13 protein-coding genes and 2 tRNA genes are annotated in these 15,694 nt (G+C 70.9%); 6 read left to right on the top strand and 9 right to left on the bottom strand.

Annotated features, from left to right (window positions below):
- The first annotated feature begins 194 nt into the window (after positions 1–194).
- The 3 genes from ACZ592_RS08065 to ACZ592_RS08055 are packed head-to-tail and all read left to right on the top strand — an operon-like array spanning position 195 to position 3,048.
- Entirely contained in the window at positions 195–971 is a 777-nt protein-coding gene (locus tag ACZ592_RS08065) for an ABC transporter ATP-binding protein (RefSeq protein ID WP_471580639.1), read from the top strand.
- Complete coding sequence (locus tag ACZ592_RS08060; protein WP_471580638.1) at positions 968–1,858, top strand: ABC transporter permease; 891 nt, start codon at positions 968–970, stop codon at positions 1,856–1,858. Before ACZ592_RS08065 ends, ACZ592_RS08060 begins: the two co-directional genes overlap by 4 nt.
- A 38-nt stretch (positions 1,859–1,896) precedes the next feature.
- Complete coding sequence (locus ACZ592_RS08055; RefSeq protein WP_471580747.1) at positions 1,897–3,048, top strand: ABC transporter substrate-binding protein; 1,152 nt, start codon at positions 1,897–1,899, stop codon at positions 3,046–3,048.
- A 71-nt stretch (positions 3,049–3,119) separates the two neighbouring features.
- Here the strand turns inward: ACZ592_RS08055 and ACZ592_RS08050 are convergent.
- From ACZ592_RS08050 to ACZ592_RS08035, 4 genes are all read right to left on the bottom strand, one after another.
- Positions 3,120–3,193: transfer RNA gene (locus ACZ592_RS08050), tRNA-Met, on the bottom strand.
- Positions 3,194–3,377: 184 nt separating this feature from the next.
- Complete coding sequence (locus ACZ592_RS08045) at positions 3,378–5,207, bottom strand: tetratricopeptide repeat protein (protein ID WP_471580637.1); 1,830 nt, start codon at positions 5,205–5,207, stop codon at positions 3,378–3,380.
- A gap of 226 nt (positions 5,208–5,433) precedes the next feature.
- Positions 5,434–5,507, bottom strand: a tRNA-Met gene (locus tag ACZ592_RS08040).
- Between the two features lie 50 nt (positions 5,508–5,557).
- Positions 5,558–8,533, bottom strand: coding sequence for a UPF0182 family membrane protein (locus tag ACZ592_RS08035; RefSeq protein ID WP_471580746.1), 2,976 nt, complete (start codon positions 8,531–8,533; stop codon positions 5,558–5,560).
- Positions 8,534–8,681: 148 nt separating this feature from the next.
- On the opposite strand from ACZ592_RS08035, the gene ACZ592_RS08030 reads away from it, so the two are divergent.
- Positions 8,682–9,221 (top strand): PPA1309 family protein, encoded by a 540-nt coding sequence (locus tag ACZ592_RS08030; protein WP_471580636.1) that lies wholly within the window; start codon positions 8,682–8,684, stop codon positions 9,219–9,221.
- Positions 9,222–9,295: 74 nt separating this feature from the next.
- Here ACZ592_RS08030 and ACZ592_RS08025 read toward each other — a convergent pair whose 3' ends face one another.
- From ACZ592_RS08025 to ACZ592_RS08010, 4 genes are all read right to left on the bottom strand, one after another.
- Positions 9,296–10,387, bottom strand: coding sequence for a YlbL family protein (locus tag ACZ592_RS08025; protein ID WP_471580635.1), 1,092 nt, complete (start codon positions 10,385–10,387; stop codon positions 9,296–9,298).
- 98 nt (positions 10,388–10,485) lie between these two features.
- Positions 10,486–10,770: a hypothetical protein gene (locus ACZ592_RS08020; protein WP_471580634.1), complete on the bottom strand. Its 285-nt coding sequence runs from the start codon at positions 10,768–10,770 to the stop codon at positions 10,486–10,488.
- Between the two features lie 163 nt (positions 10,771–10,933).
- A complete protein-coding gene (locus ACZ592_RS08015; RefSeq protein ID WP_471580633.1) occupies positions 10,934–11,398 on the bottom strand; it encodes a molybdenum cofactor biosynthesis protein MoaE in 465 nt (154 codons plus the stop codon).
- Positions 11,399–11,532: 134 nt separating this feature from the next.
- The gene (locus ACZ592_RS08010; RefSeq protein ID WP_471580632.1) at positions 11,533–12,645 is read right to left on the bottom strand and encodes an SDR family oxidoreductase; all 1,113 of its coding nucleotides are present in this window, start codon (positions 12,643–12,645) and stop codon (positions 11,533–11,535) included.
- Between the two features lie 188 nt (positions 12,646–12,833).
- Between ACZ592_RS08010 and ACZ592_RS08005 the strand changes: the two genes are divergently transcribed.
- Positions 12,834–14,315, top strand: coding sequence for a zinc-dependent metalloprotease (locus ACZ592_RS08005; RefSeq protein ID WP_471580631.1), 1,482 nt, complete (start codon positions 12,834–12,836; stop codon positions 14,313–14,315).
- A complete protein-coding gene (locus ACZ592_RS08000) occupies positions 14,312–14,836 on the top strand; it encodes an NUDIX hydrolase (RefSeq protein WP_471580630.1) in 525 nt (174 codons plus the stop codon). The genes ACZ592_RS08005 and ACZ592_RS08000 overlap by 4 nt, the downstream gene beginning before the upstream one ends.
- Before the next feature lie 89 nt (positions 14,837–14,925).
- On the opposite strand, the gene ACZ592_RS07995 is transcribed toward ACZ592_RS08000, so the two are convergent.
- A complete protein-coding gene (locus ACZ592_RS07995) occupies positions 14,926–15,681 on the bottom strand; it encodes an AIM24 family protein (RefSeq protein WP_471580629.1) in 756 nt (251 codons plus the stop codon).
- Positions 15,682–15,694: the final 13 nt, after the last annotated feature.

Raw genomic sequence — 15,694 nt, 5'->3', positions numbered from 1 at the left:
ACACTCATCACTCTCGTTCTCCTTTCGTCCCGCGCCTCCACCCCCCCCCCCCTTCCCCCCCCCCCCCCCCCCCCCCGCTGCGCGGACCACCGGCGACGGCGCATCCCGGCCACGGCGGACCCCTTCCAAGATCTGACGGGGCGTCATATTCTCTGCGGCGCCCGACACCGCCCCGCCCTCCGCGAGGAGTAGCCGTGGAAGATCCGCACCCCAAACTCCTAGCCCGCGCAGTGACCAGAACCTTCGGCCGCGCCGCCAAGGCGGTGCACGCCCTCGGCCCCGTCGACCTGGAGATCGCCCCCGGCGAGTTCACCTGCGTCGTCGGCCCCTCCGGCTGCGGGAAGTCGACGCTCCTGCGCATCGCCGCGGGCCTGCTGCGCCCGAGCGCCGGCGAGCTGAGCATCCGTACCGCCGCACAGCGCCCCGTCGCGATGATCTTCCAGGACTACGGCATCTACGACTGGAAGACCGTCCTGGCCAACGTCAGGTTCGGTCTGGACATCCAGCGCGTCCCCCGGAAGGAGGCCGACGCCCGCGCCCGGGACTGGCTGGCCCGCATGGGGCTCGCCGACTTCGCCGACGCCTACCCCGCCGCCCTCTCCGGCGGCATGCGCCAGCGCGTCGCGATCGCCCGCGCGCTGGCCGTGGAGCCCGAGATCCTGCTGATGGACGAGCCCTTCGCGGCCCTCGACGCCCAGCTCCGCACCATCCTGCAGGACGAACTCCTCGCGCTGACCCAGACCACCCGCACCACGACCCTGTTCATCACGCACAGCCTCGAAGAGGCGATCGTCCTCGGCGACCGCGTCCTGGTGATGTCGGCCCGACCCGGCCGCGTCATCGCCGAGCGCCGCCCGCCGTTCCCGCGCCCGCGCAGCGGCGAGGTCCGCGGCACGCCCGAATTCACCGCGCTGAAGAGCGAGTTGTGGGACCTGCTGCGCGTCGAGGTGGGCACGGAGGCCGCGGCATGACCATCACCGCGAAAAAGAGCCCCGCCAACCCGGCCGACCCGGCCCCGCCCGAGGACGTCCTGGTCAGAAGGCCGGGCCCGCAGGAACTGCACCCCGTCCGCACCCACCGACGCCGCCGCGCCCTGGAACTCTCGCTCGCCGTCGGCGTGCCGGTCGCCCTGGTCCTCCTCTGGCAACTGGCCGCCGTCCAGGGCTGGATCGACGACCGGGTCTACCCCGCGCCGCAGACCATCCTGGAGGACGGCTGGCACCGCGCCGCCGACGGCGAGCTGTGGCCCGACGTGTGGGCCACCCTGAAGCGGGTGCTCGCCGGGTACGCGATCGGCACGGTCGCCGGGTACGCGCTCGGCCTGCTCATGGGCTCCCTCTCCGTCGTACGCGCCGCGCTGGAACCCACCCTCGACGCGCTCTACGTCGTCCCCAAGCTGGCGCTGCTGCCGGTCTTCCTCAACATGTTCGGCCTCGGCGAGGGCCCGCAGATCGCGCTTGTCGCCGCCACCGTCTTCTTCTTCGTCTGGATCTCCACGATGGCGGCGGTCCTCGCCGTCCCGTCCGGACACCGCGACGCCGGCCAGGTCTTCGGCGCCTCGCCCTGGCAGATGTTCCGCCACGTCCTGCTGCCCGCCTCACTGCCCGCCGTCCTGGTCGGCGCGCGGATCGCCGCGGGCGTCGCGGTCCTGGTGATCGTCGCGTCGGAGCAGATCGCGGCGGCGGACGGCCTCGGTCATCTCATCTTCGACTCGCGCGCCCTCTTCCAGAACGACGTGATGTTCGTCGGCATCGTCTGTGTCGCCGTGCTCGGCGTCGTCTTCTCCGAACTGGTGCGGATCGCGGGCCGGTTGCTCACTCCGTGGGCCCCGCGCGACCGCGGCCGAAGCCAGTCATGACCACACCTTCCGTACGCGGCTCACTGTCCGGAGGCACCATGCGCATCCGCACCACCGCACTCTCGCTGCTCGTGGCGGGCTCCCTGCTCGCCGCCGCGGGCTGCGCGAAGAACGACGACGACCAGGACGGGGCCGCGCCCGCGAAACCGCGCACCGTCACCCCGGTCTCCGGCTGCGGCAAAGGCAGTTGGACCGACCCCGCCGACCTGGACCCCGACCGCGCCCCGGCCCGCTGCGCCCCGCGCACCCCCGCCCCCGATCCGCTGCCGAAGGAGCGCAGGCTGACCATCGCGACCGGCACCCTGAGCGCCGAGTACGTCGCTCCGCTCCACATGGCCGTGGAGAAGGGCGAGTTCAAGAAGGAGGGCCTCAACGTCGACCTGAAGGTACTGCCCACCCCCGACGCGCTCCCCCTGCTCGCCCAGGGCGACATCGACGCCCAGTGGGCGGCGCCGGAAGCCGCCGTGATGAACGGCATCGCCGGCGGGTTCGACATCCGGTGGACGGCCGGCAACTTCTCCCCGGGGCCCGGCTCCAAGAGCGGCCTGTGGGTGCGGCTGAAGAAGGGCGAGAGCGCGGCGCACGTCCCGATGGCGGGCCGCAAGCTCGGCACGATGATCGGCAAGGGGTCCGTCATCGCGTACCCCATGAACAAGGCCCTGAAGAAGCACGGCGGCGGCCTCGACGAGATCCGGTTCCAGCAGCTGGGCTCGGCGGACGTCCTCACCGCGCTCCAGAACGGCGGCACCGACTCGGCCTGGCTGCTCGATCCGGTCTGGCGCAAGGTCGACGGCGACGAGCGGTACGCGTTCCTGGGCGGCCAGCCCTCGGCGGAGCCCCTGGGCGGCCTCCTGTTCGGCCCGAACCTGCTCAAGAAGGACCCGGACGCGGGCGTCGCGCTGCTGCGCGCGTACATCCGGACGGTGAACACGTACTTCGCGGGCGACTACAAGGCCGACAAGGCCTTCGCGGCGGACCTCGCCAAGCTGCTCAAGACGGACGAGAAGGTCCTGCTCTCCACGCCGTCGCTCCGCATGGACTGGGAGATCCGCGCGGGCACGACGGACCGGCTGCAGGCGGCGTACCGCGCGGCGGGCGTCTCGGAGGGCGACAAGATCCCGGAGGCGAAGGCGGTGGACCGCGCGCTGTACGAGGAGGCCGTGGGGCACAAGCCGACGGGGCGCCAGTAGCCAGGCGCCGGCGCACCGTGGGCACATGCCGAAGGCCCGGATCCCATGAGGATCCGGGCCTTCGGTTTCAGTAGCGGGGACAGGATTTGAACCTGCGACCTCTGGGTTATGAGCCCAGCGAGCTACCGAGCTGCTCCACCCCGCGTCGGTAAACACGACTCTACGTCAACGCTACGACCAGCGCAAATCCGTTCCGCGGGGCTCTACGGCGGGCAGTTTCGCGGACTGTCGGCGAGGCGGTTCCGCGGGGCCGGGCGCCCGCCCGTGCGCCCGCGCGGTGGAACCTCTCCTGCGCGGGGGCGGACCTTCCCCTTGCCCGCCCCCGCGCGTCATGCGGAGAGTTCCTGCCGCAGGGCCTCGCGCAGGCGCCCGGCCCGCTCGGAGACCTCCGCGGGGCCGAGGTCGACCGCCCGCGAGGCCCACCGCTGGCCCTGCGCCAGCTGCCCGTGCCGGGCGTAGAGCAGGGCGAGCCGCAGCGCCGCCCGCCCGTGCCCCGCGTCGGCGGCCCGCGTCCACCACAGCGCGGCCTCCGGCTCGCTGCCCTCGCGGGCCAGGAGCAGCCCGAGGTTGAACGCGCCGTTGCGGCTGCCGGCCTCCGCGGCCTTGCGGTACCACCGTGCGGCCTCGACGACGTCGCCCCGGCCCGCGGCCAGCATGCCGACGCGGACCTGGGCCCTGCGGTGGCCCAGCTCGGCGGCGCGCTCGTACCACTCCTCGCACTCGGTCTTCTCGGCGGCGGACTCCCCGAGCGCCGGCGAGCCGGCCGGGGGGCGGCGCGCGTCGAGCACCGTGCCGAGCCGGTAGGCGGCCTCGGCGCTGCCGCCGCCCGCGGCACACCGCAGGTGCCGCTCGGCGTCCTGGTCGTCGCCCTGGCGCAGCCGCGCGGTGCCGACCTGGAGCGCGGCGTCGGTGTGGCCCGCGGCGGCCGCGCGCTCGTACCACCGCAGCGCGGAGGTGTCGTCGTCCCGGCTCGCGTAGAGGATCCCGAGGTTGAACGCGGCGTCGACGCTGCCCGCCTCCGCCGCCTTGGAGAACCACGGCTCGGCCCCCGCCGCGTCACCGCCCTGGAGCAGCAGCACGGCGAGCGCGTTGGCCGCCTCGCGGTGTCCGGCGTACGCGGCACGGCGGTACCACTGGTCGGCCTGCGCGGTGCGGCCCTGCTCGGCGCAGAGCAGGCCGAGGTTGTACGCGCCGTTCACGTCGCCCGCGTCCATGGCGGCGCGGTACCAGCGCTCCGCGGTCTGCGTCTCGCCCCGCTCGGCGTGGAGCGCGCCCAGCGCGTTCGCGGCGTTCCCGTCGCCGTCCTGGGCGGCCTTGAGCCACCAGACGGCGGCGCTCTCCTCGTCGCCCGCGTCCCGGAGCAGGAACCCCAGGGCGCAGGCCGCACGGGACTCGCCGTCCTTGGCGGAGTTGAGGTACCAGCGGCCGGCCTCTTTCAGCTCGCCGCGGCGCTCCAGGATCGCGCCGAGGTGCAGCGCGGCACGGCGGTGCCCGCGGGCGGCCGCCTGGCGGTACCACTGCTCGGCCTCGTCGGCGGGCGTGCGCGCGTCGTCGTCCGCCCGCTCGGCCCGCTCCCCGCGCGCGGAGCGCTCGGGGTACTCGTCGTCGGCCCGTCGGTCGAGCGCGCGGGCCAGGCGGTACGCGGCCTCGCGGTGGCCCCGCTCGGCGGCGGTCCGCATCCAGCGTTCGGCGCCGACGTCGCCGCGGTGCTCCAGGAGGTCGGCGAGCGCGTACGCCCCGAGGGTGTGGCCCTGCTCGGCGGCCTGGCGCAGCCAGTACTCGGCGGCGGGCTCGTCGCCGCGCTCGCGGTGGTGCCGGCCGAGCGCGTGCGCGGCCGGCGCGGAACCGGCCACGGCGGCGACCCGCCACCAGCCGGCCGCCTCGTCGGCGTATCCGCGCTGGTGGAGCAGGACACCGAGGTTGTTGGCGGCGGCGCGGTCGCCCTCGGCGGTCGCCGCGCGCAGCAGAGATTCGGCACCGTCGAGATCACCGCGGCGCAGCAGGAGACTTCCCAGAACACTCATCGCGTCCACGTCGCCGGCCTCGGCGGCCAGTCGATGACGCATCTCCTCGGCGGCCGCCCCGGGATCCTCCCGGTCGGCCGGCTGCACAAACCGCCCTGTCTCCAACAGAGTTGCCTTGTCCCCCATAACGTCCATCGTCGCACCACCTGCAACCTGGGTACACCTGGTATACCGCAGCCAGTGAGGTCACTTCAGCGTTTTGTCGACATGCCCACAGAGAGATAAGTCAAACACAGTTTTCCCAACTCTCCCCCGACCGAGCACCGTTCGCATTTCTTGGCATAGGACACCCGCACACGACAGGCACCGGCACACACGACGAAGGCCCGGATCCGTAAGGATCCGGGCCTTCACCTTGCAGTAGCGGGGACAGGATTTGAACCTGCGACCTCTGGGTTATGAGCCCAGCGAGCTACCGAGCTGCTCCACCCCGCGCCGTTGTGATCAAACCGTACCACGGCGCGGAGGTGGTGCTCGACCACCCGCTAGCCGGTGCTCCCCGCTCCGGCGTCGCCTTCCTTGTCCGCTTCCTTGTCCGTGGACTCCTTCTTGTCCGCGGCCTTGTCAGCGCTCTTGTCGGCGTTCTTGTCGGTGCCCTTGCTGCTCTTCTCGGCCGCCTTCGCCGAGGCCTCCTCGGCCCGCTCCAGAGCCGTCTGGAGGCGGTCCTGGGCCTCGCCGTACGCCTTCCAGTCGCCGTCCTTCATGGCCTTCTCGCCGTCCTCGAACGCCTCCTGGGCGTCGTCGAGCGCGGCCTGGACCGTCGGGTCGTTCGTCTTGGGCGGCTTGGTCGGCTCGTCCCCGTCACCCGGTGGCTTGGTGGTGCCCTCGGCGTTGAAGACCTGGTTGAGGCCGTCACTGAGGGAGTCCGCGAAGGCGGTCTCCGTGCCGTACGACACCGCGACCTTCTTCAGGAGGGGATACGCCGACTTGCGTCCCTGTACGTAGACGGGTTCGACGTACAGGAAGCCGTCGTCCAGTGGCACGGTCAGCAGATTGCCGTAGAGGACGTCGGAGTCGGCGCCCTTCATGTCCCGGACGAAGTTGCCGACCTCCGTCATGGAGTTCAGCTTGTTCTGCACCTGTTCGGGTCCGTCGACGTCGCCCTGGACTCTGAGCAGCTGCATCTGGCCGTAGTTCTTGCTTCTGGCGTCGGCGTCGACCGTCATGAACGCCCGTAGGTTGGGTCGCTCGCTGGGGGTGAACGTCGTCGTCAGGGAGAACTGCTGCTGCGTCTGGCCCGGCGACTTCATGGACAGGTAGTACGGCGGGACCGCGCTGTCGTCCTTCTTCGTCGGGTCGTTCGGCACCTGCCAGGCGTCACTCGCGTTGTAGAACTGGCCCGGGTCGGTGACGTGGTACTTGGTGAGCAGTTCGCGCTGGACCTTGAACATGTCCTGCGGATAGCGCAGGTGGTCCATCAGCTTCGGCGGGATCTCGCTCTTGTCCTTGACGGTGCCCGGGAACGCCTTCTTCCAGGTCTTCAGGACCGGGTCCTTCTCGTCCCAGGTGTAGAGCTTGACGTCACCGGTGTACGCGTCGACGGTCGCCTTCACCGAGTTCCGGATGTAGTTGACCTGGTTCTGCTGGGCGATCACCGTGCGCTGGCTGTCGGCCTGCGACAGCGAGTCGGCGGTGGTGTCGCCGAGCGTGGTCCGCGAGGCGTACGGATAGCCGTTGCTCGTCGTGTAGGCGTCGACGACCCACTGGATGCGGCCGTCGACCACCGTCGGATAGACGTCTCCGTCGATGGTCAGCCAGGGGGCCACCGCTTCGACGCGCTCCTTGGGCGTGCGGTTGTACAGGATCCGCGACCCGTCGCCGATGGCGCCGGAGTAGAGGATCTGCGGCTCTCCGAAGGACACCGCGTACGCGGCGCGGTTGATCGGGTTGGAGAGGTTGACGCCGCTGTCGCCCTTGTAGCTGTACGTCTTCTGTCCGCCGCCGTTCTCCTCGTAGTCGAGCTCCTTCTGGGGCCCGCCCACGATCGAGTACTGCGAGGTCTTCTCGCCGTAGTAGATCCGCTGCTCGTACTCACCGAACTCGCCGCTGGTGGGCAGGCCGGACTCGGTGAACGCCGGGGCGCCCTTGGAGCCGGGCTTCGTCTCCGTGCCCTTGGCGGCGACCATGCCGTACCCGTGGGTGTAGGCGAAGTGGTCGTTGATCCAGTTCCGCTTGTCGAGCTTGTTCACGTTCAGCTCGCGCAGGCCGACGATGGTGTCCTGGCCGTTGTAGCGGTCCACGTCCAGCGTCCTGGGGAACTGGTAGTAGCTGCGCTCCTGCTCCAGCTGCTGGAAGGTCGGCGAGACGATGTTCGGATCGTTCAGGCGGTAGTTGGCCGCCGTGTCCGCGTCCTCGCGCTTCTTCTTGGGGTCCTCCTCGACCTTGCCCGCGCCCTTGTACTCCTCGGGCTTCACGCCGTTGATGCCGTAGGCGTCGCGGGTGGCCTCGATGTTCTTCTCGATGTACGGCGCTTCCTTGGCCTGCTCGTTCGGCTGGACCTGGAACTTCTGGACGATCGCGGGGTAGAGCCCGCCGATGAGGATCGCCGAGAGCACCATCAGGCCGAAGCCGATCACGGGCAGCTGCCAGGTGCGCCGCCAGAGCGTCGCGAAGAAGAGGATCGCGCAGATGACGGCGATGCAGAACAGGATCGTCTTCGCCGGCAGGTACGCGTTCGCGTCGACGTACTTCAGGCCGGTCCAGTTGTCCGTCGCCTTGAAGTCACTGGACTTCACCGCCAGGCCGTACCGGTCGAGCCAGTACGCGATGGCCTTGAGCGACACGAAGACGCCGAGCAGCACCGAGAGGTGGCCGGTGGCCGCGGCGGTCGCGCGCGCGCCCGGGCTGGTGATCCGCAGCCCGCCGTACAGGTAGTGCGTCAGGGCGGCGGCGACCAGGGAGAGCACCGTCGCCGCGAAGCCGAAGCCGAGCAGGAAGCGGTACCAGGGCAGGTCGAACGCGAAGAAGGACACGTCCATGTGGAACTGGGGGTCCTTCTGGCCGAAGGACACGCCGTTGACCCACAGGAGCCAGGTGCGCCACTGCCCCGCGGCGGACGCTCCGGCGATCAGCCCCACCAGGGCGGTGATCCCGATGAGCAGCCACTTCTTGTACGGGGCGATGCCCATGCGGTACCGGTCGAGGCTCTGCTGCTCCATCGACATGGCGCTCAGCGGCGGGCGCAGCCGGTGCGCCAGCCAGATGTTCACGCCGACGGCGACGGCCATGAGCAGGCCGAAGACGAAGAACAGGCCGATCTTGGTCCACAGGGTGGTCGTGAAGACCGATGAGTACTTGACAGAGCGGTACCACAACCAGTCCGTCCAGAACCCGGAGAACATGACGAAGGCCATGGCCAGTACGGCGAGGACCCCCAGTGTCATGAGCAGGGTCCGGACGCGCCGGGAGGGTCGGCCCACTCTGATCCGTGGCCCCGTCGGGCCTCCGCCGCGGTCCGGCATCTGGAAAGCCAAGGTGCGCACCTCGAAGTTCGCTGTTGATTCTCTGTTGGTCCGTCAGGCCCCCGAGATCGCGGACCCACACCTATGCAACTTACCTACGCTTTACTCGGTTCCCGTTTCTCGGGACTAACGAGGCAGGATTGTGACCATGTCCAACACTCCCATGGCAGCGAGCCCCCTCACTCGGGCGGTGCTCGAGATCGACGAGTACGTCTCCGGCCTCGGCTGGGACCGGCCCGCCCGCCTCTTCGCGCTGGTCGACACGGCGCGACTGCGTACCCAAGAACCCGGCCTCGCCTCCCAGCTCGGCCTCGACGACGGCGTGGAGCACGCCGGCCTGACCCCCATCGAGCAGGAGGAGATTCCCGCCGACAAGCCGCTGGACGAGTTCCTCGGCACCATCGCCTGGCCGGACGCGGTGGCGGGCTGCGCCCTCACGGTGGAGCGCCTGATGCTGCCGCCGTCCGCGGAGACGTCCGTCCCGGAGGGGCTCGGCGAGGCGCAGCTGGCGAAGTGGGTGGCCGAGCACCCGGACCGCCAGGAGGTCCGCATGACGGTGGCGGTGCTCCGTGACGGCGCCCGCGACTCCGCGCTGCGGCTGCGCGAGAAGGACTCGCCGACCGAGGTCCTCACCGGCTCGGACCTGGTGCCGGGTCTGGCGGAGGCGCTGGCGGCGACGTTCGCGTAGCGGTACGTCCGTGTTCGTTCTGTGCGCGGGTGGGGCTCCCCCACCCGCGCACAGCTGTCTCGCGGGTGGGGCCGTCAGCCCGTGGTGCACTTCGGCAGGTCGGCGGTGTCGCCCTTGCGGAGCTTCTTCAGGGACTTCACGGCGTCGGCGATGGTGTCCACCTTGACCAGGGTGAGGCCGTCGGGGATGTCGCGGGCGGCGGCCGCGCAGTTGTCCTTCGGCGTGAGGAAGTACTCGGCGCCCTTGTCGCGCGCGCCGACCGTCTTCATCTCGATGCCGCCGATCGGGCCGACCTTGCCGTTGTCCTTGATGGTGCCGGTGCCGGCCACGAACTTGCCGCCGGTGAGGTCGTCCGGGGTCAGCTTGTCGACGATGCCGAGGGCGAACATCAGGCCGGCGCTGGGGCCGCCCACGTCGGCCAGCTTGATGTCGATCGTGAACGGGAAGGTGTGGTCGGTGCCCGCCTCGATGCCGACGACCGCGCGGCCCGGGTACTTCTCCGACTCCTTCGTCGTCATCTTGATGTCCTCGGTCTCGGTCGCTTCCTTGCCCGCCTTCTCGGCGGCGGCCGCGGCCTTGACCGGGACGATCGTGAACGTGACGGGATCGCCGGGCTTGCGCTCGGTGACGAGCTTGGAGACGTCGGCCATCTCCTTGACGGGCTTGCCGTCCACCTTGCGGATGACGTCGCCCGCGTGCAGCTTGCCCTCGGCCGGGTCGCCCTTGGAGACGGTCGAGACGATGACCTGGGACTCCACCGGGAGCTTCAGCTGCCGCAGCGCCGCGACCTTGGCGCTCTCCTGGGACTCGCTGAACTCCTCGGCGTTCTCCTGGGAGGACTGCTGCTCGGTCTTGCCGTCCGGGTAGAGCGTGTCGTGCGGCACCACGATGTTGTCGTGCGCCAGCCACCCGTAGACAGCCTCCGCGATGTTCATGTTGTAGTCCGCGCTGGTGACCCTGACCGTCGTCATGTTGAGGTTGCCGGTCGTCGGGTACGTCTTGTGCCCGGAGATCTGCAGCACCGGTTCGCCGTCGTGGTCGCCGAGGGTGTTCACCGTGGGGCCGGGGGACATCTCGGAGTACGGCACTTTGATGAGCACTCCGGCGCAGAGCAGCGCGATCAGCATCAGGGTGGAGGCGAGCATCGTCGCGGTGCGGCGTGGCATGGAACGACAGTACGGGACCTGCCTGTGAGAGCACCCCTGGGGCCGGTCCGTACGGGGAACTCCCGAGGTGCGGCCCGCACGGCGGGTGCGGGCGGGGGCTACGTCCTGGTGGGCGACTTCTCCATCGCGCCGGCCGTCGCGGGTGGCTCCGCGACCACTGCTGCCTCTGCCGAGCCGGCCGGCTCGGCGGTCGCGGGGTCCACGATCGTCGAGGATGCCGGGACGTAGGACTTCTCCATCGCCTCGCGGAAGGCGGCGTAGCCGTTGAGCTCGGTGACGTCACCCGTCCGCCCGGACTTGCGGTTGCGGGCGGCCCAGCTGCCCCACAACCCCGCACCGACGGCTGCCAGGACCGGAATCAGCAACCAGGCAAGTGATGCCATGTCGACCTCCCGACCCCATGAGCCACCGCAACTGACTGATCAGCAGATTAACCATCCGCATGGTCAACGCTCACGGCAGGGGTCGGGTTACGCAACCCGAGCCACACGGGCCAATCGCATCTCGGAGGCCCCCCGCGTCGCGGGGGTCACTCCCCCGCCCCGTTCAACAGGCGCCGACCCACTCTTCCTTGCCGTCGGAGAAGCGCTGGTGCTTCCAGATCGGCACCTCGTGCTTGAGGTCGTCGATCAGCTTGCGGCAGGCGTCGAAGGCCTCGGCACGGTGCGGGCAGGAGACGGCCACGACCACCGCGAGGTCGCCGACGGCGAGGTCCCCGACGCGGTGCACCGCGGCCAGGGCACGCACCGGGTACTCGGCGACGACCTTCTCGGCCACCCGGCGCATCTCGGCCTCGGCGGTGGGGTGCGTCGAGTACCCCAGCTCGTCGACGTCCGCACCGCCGTCGTGGTTGCGCACGGTCCCCACGAAGAGCGCCGTGCCGCCCGCCGCGTCGTCGCCGACCGCACGGAACACCTCGTCCAGGGAGAGCGGGGTGTCGCGGATCGCCAGGAGGCGGATCGGGTCGGGCGCGGCCTGCTCGCCGGGGTGGTCCATCGTGGTGCGTGCCATGCCGCCATGGTGCCGTACGGCACGGGCGTCACGGAATAGACCTTTCGACCTGCACGCGCGCGTGTCGCCTTGGAGCTCCCTACAGGAGGGGCTGCCCGCGGGGCGACGGCTCGGGACGACGGCGTGCGGGCCTCTCAGATCCTGCGCCGCGCCTTCCGCGCCCTGCGCACCACCGCAGCCGCGCCCAGCAGGGCGACCGTCGCACCCGCCGCGCCCGCGGCCGTGGCGTCCTTGCGGCCGAGCCGGCGACCGGCCACGGTGCGCCGTCCCGCGACCTCCTCCAGCAGCTCCGCGAGGACCTCCTCGTTGGTCCACTGCGGGCGCCACCCGGCGTCGTGCAGCCCGCTGACGCTGACCACCCAGGGGTACATCGTGTACGCGAGGTCACCGGCAGGGGACGGGGTGAGGCCGATGCGGTGCAGGCGCGCGGCGGCGCCGAGCGCGACCGCCGAGGGCAGCTCCATGCGCCGGATCCCGCTGAGCTCCTCGACCTCCTCCTGCTCCAGCCAGCCGTCGCAGCCGACGGCGAGCTCGCCGTCGACCTTCTCCAGGGCCGCGTACTCCAGCGCGCTGCACAGGTCCTCGACGTGACAGAACTGCCAGGCGGGCCGGGAGCCGGCCACGACCAGGAGGCGGGGCGACTCGAAGTAGCGGGTGAGGGCCGTGTCCGTGCCGCCGACCAGGGTCGCGGGGCGTACGACGGTGACGTTGAGGCCGGGGTGCGCGCGGGGCGCCCTGCGGGCGAGCCGCTCGACCTCCAGGAGGTCGCCGACGCCGGTGGCCTCGGCGGTGGCACGCAGCTCGGCGTCCTCGGAGAGGGGCAGCTCGTTGTCGGCCAGCGCTCCGTAGACCATCGCCGAGGTGCACAGGACGACGCGGTGGACGCCTGCCGCCGCCGCGGCGGTCAGGACGGTCTGGGTTCCGCGTACGTTGTACGCGGTACGGGCCGCGCCGTCGGTCTCCAGGTCGAGATCGAGCGCCAGGTGCACCACGACGTCCGCGCCGCGCAGCTTCTCCGCGATGGCCGGATCCCGTACGTCCAGGATGTGCCACTGGGCCTGGGTGCAGTCGCCCCGGCGCTCGTCGATGGCGATGACCTGCTTGATCTCCTCCGACGCGGCAAGGCGCTCGGTCAGCAGCGCGCCCACTCCGGAGGCGGCGCCGGTGACGGCGACCACCGGCCCGCGGACGGGGGCCTGGGTTGAGGGGTTTCGCGCTGCGCGAACCTGTGGATCTGGGGAACTCACCGGGCGTCTCCAGCGGTTGTCTTCAGTACGTACGCGAATGACGCGTACCTACCAGGTGGCATCCATCCTGCCGCAGGCCATGAGTCGGCGAAGCACCGAGGCCCGATCCCGTCACGGTGTCTACGCTGGGTGGTGTTGTAGCGCCGCCGCCGGAACGATACCGGCGGCCTGACGAGCCGAGGAATCCCGTGAGTGACACCCCATTCGGATTCGGCCTTCCGCCGGAGGAGCCGGACGACGGCGACGAGGGCAAGAAGAAGGACACCCCCGGAGGGGGCCAGGGAGCCGGTGGCCCCGCGAACCCGTTCGGTTTCGGAGCCCTGCCCGGAGCGGGCGGCGCCGGAGCCGGCGACAACCCGTTCGCAGCGATGTTCGGTTCGATGAACCCGAACGACCTGGGTGCGGCGTTCCAGCAGCTCGGCCAGATGCTCTCGTACGAGGGCGGCCCGGTGAACTGGGACATGGCCAAGGACATCGCCCGGCAGACCGTGTCCCAGGGCACGGCGGACGGCACCAAGGACGCGAGCGTCGGCCCCGCCGAGCGCTCCGCCGTCGAGGAGGCCGTGCGCCTGGCCGACCTGTGGCTGGACGACGCGACGTCGCTGCCCTCCGGGTCCGGCACGGCCGTGGCGTGGAGCCGCGCCGAGTGGGTCGAGGCGACCCTGCCGGTCTGGAAGGAGCTCGTCGACCCGGTCGCCGAGCGTGTCGGCCTGGCCATGGGCGATGTGCTGCCCGAGGAGATGCAGGCCATGGCGGGCCCGCTGATCGGCATGATGCGCTCCATGGGCGGCGCCATGTTCGGCCAGCAGATCGGGCAGGCCGTGGGCGTGCTCGCGGGCGAGGTCGTCGGCTCGACCGACATCGGCCTGCCGCTCGGCCCGTCCGGCAAGGCCGCGCTGCTCCCGGTGAACATCGAGGCCTTCGGCAAGGACCTGGGCATCGACAAGAACGAGGTGCGGCTCTACCTGGCGCTGCGCGAGGCCGCCCACCAGCGGCTCTTCGCCCACGTCCCGTGGCTGCGCTCGCACCTGTTCGGCGCCGTCGAGGGCTACGCCCGCGGGATCAAGGTCGACACGGCCAAGCTGGAGGACGTGGTCGGCCAGCTCGACCCGCAGAATCCGGAGCAGCTGCAGGAGGCGCTCCAGCAGGGCATGTTCCAGCCGGAGGACACCCCGGCCCAGAAGGCCGCTCTGGCCCGTCTGGAGACGGCTCTCGCGCTCGTCGAAGGCTGGGTGGACGCGGTGGTGCACGCCGCCGCCAAGCCGCGCCTGGCGTCCGCTGACGCCCTTCGGGAGACGCTGCGCCGCCGCCGCGCGACGGGCGGTCCCGCGGAGCAGACGTTCGCCACGCTGATCGGGCTCGAGCTGCGCCCGCGCCGGCTGCGGGACGCCTCGCGTCTGTGGGCCTCGCTCACGGACGCGCGTGGTGTCGACGGCCGTGACGGCCTGTGGGAGCACCCCGACATGCTGCCGACCGCCTCCGACCTGGACGACCCGGACGGCTTCGTCCACCACGAGCAGCTGGACTTCTCCGAGCTGGACAAGATGCTCGGCGAGGCGGCCGGTGGCTCCGCGAAGCCCGACCTCACCAAGGACGAGGGCGCCGAGAGCGACAGGACCAACCAGAACGACAAGGGCGACACGGGCGACAAGGACGAAGACGGCAAGTGAGTCTGTACGACGACACGGTCCTCGTGCTCAAGGGGTACGAGGACCAGCCCGAGCTGCGCCAGGTCTATCTGGACCACCTGTCCACGCACGGCGACGACGGCATGTGGAAGTCCTGCACGGACGGCCATGTGACGGCCAGCGCCCTGGTGATCGACCCCTCGCGCGGGCGCGTGCTGCTGACCCTGCACAAGAAGCTGCGGATGTGGCTCCAGATGGGCGGGCACTGCGAGCCGGGCGACGCGACACTGGCCGCGGCGGCGCTGCGTGAGGCCGCGGAGGAGTCCGGAGTGCCGGGCCTGACGCTCCTCGCGGGCGGTCCGGTCCGCCTCGACCGGCACCCGATCCCCGGCCCGTGCACACAGCACCTGGACGTGCAGTACGCGGCGCTGGCCCCCTCCGACGCGGTCGAGGCGATCAGCGACGAGTCACTGGATCTGCGCTGGTTCGCCTACGACGAGGTGGCGGGGGTGGCGGATGACTCCGTCGTGCGTCTCGTCGAGGCGACAAGAGCACGCCTGTAGCGGAGCGCGCTCATGAAAGGGGCGCGGGGACGGCGCGACCAGCCACATACGGCCCGCGGGTCCCCACGCCCCTTCCTCATACCGTGCGACTAGCTCCAGACGTTGCCCTGGTTCTGCCCCCGGGCGCCCTGCTGGCCCATCCCGAACTGCGCCCGGGCGCCCTGCCCGATGTTCGCGTTCTGCGGCGGCAGCATCTCGCTGGGCTGCACGAGCGCGTAGCCCTGGCCCATGAAGCTGAGCTCCCAGCCCTCACCGGTGTTGCCGCGGCGCCGCCAGACGCCCGAGGAGTGGGTCTGGGCCTGCATCTGGACGCGCAGGCCGTTGGACCACGCGACGATCGCGTCGGCGTCGGCGTTGACGTAGCGGTCCGGGGTGACCTGCAGCATCAGGGGCTGGCCCGACGTCATCAGGGCGACCTTGCCGCGTCCGGTGATGTTGAGTTGGTACTTGCCGGATCCCGAGATGCCGTACTGGCTGTCCACGGCGATGACCTGGTGGGTCAGCGACGAGTCCATCGCGAGGACGTAGCTGCTGTCCACGGTCAGGCCGTCCTGGTCGATGTCGACCACGTGGATGTACTGGGCGAGGTTGGCGAGGTAGAGCGTGCCCTGCCCGTGGCAGCGCATCAGGTCCAGGCCCTCGCCCGTGTGTGCCCGGGCCCGCTGGTTGCCCTGGCTCTGGTACTCGGCGTCGAACTCCATCAGTCCCTGGTAGGCGACCATGGCGCCCTTGCGGGCCAGGATGTCGTCGTGGCCCTCCAGGGAGACCCGCAGCAGCTGCGGGTTCTGTACGGAGTAGCGCTCCTGCGTCTGCTGCTCGGCATGCGCGAAAAGTGGGCTCTGCATGGTGTCCTGCTCC

The sequence above is a fragment of the Streptomyces sp. NPDC040622 genome, assembly GCF_055593965.1.
The sequence above is the reverse complement of the archived record's forward strand: the minus strand, read 5'-3'. Positions and strand labels throughout refer to the sequence as shown.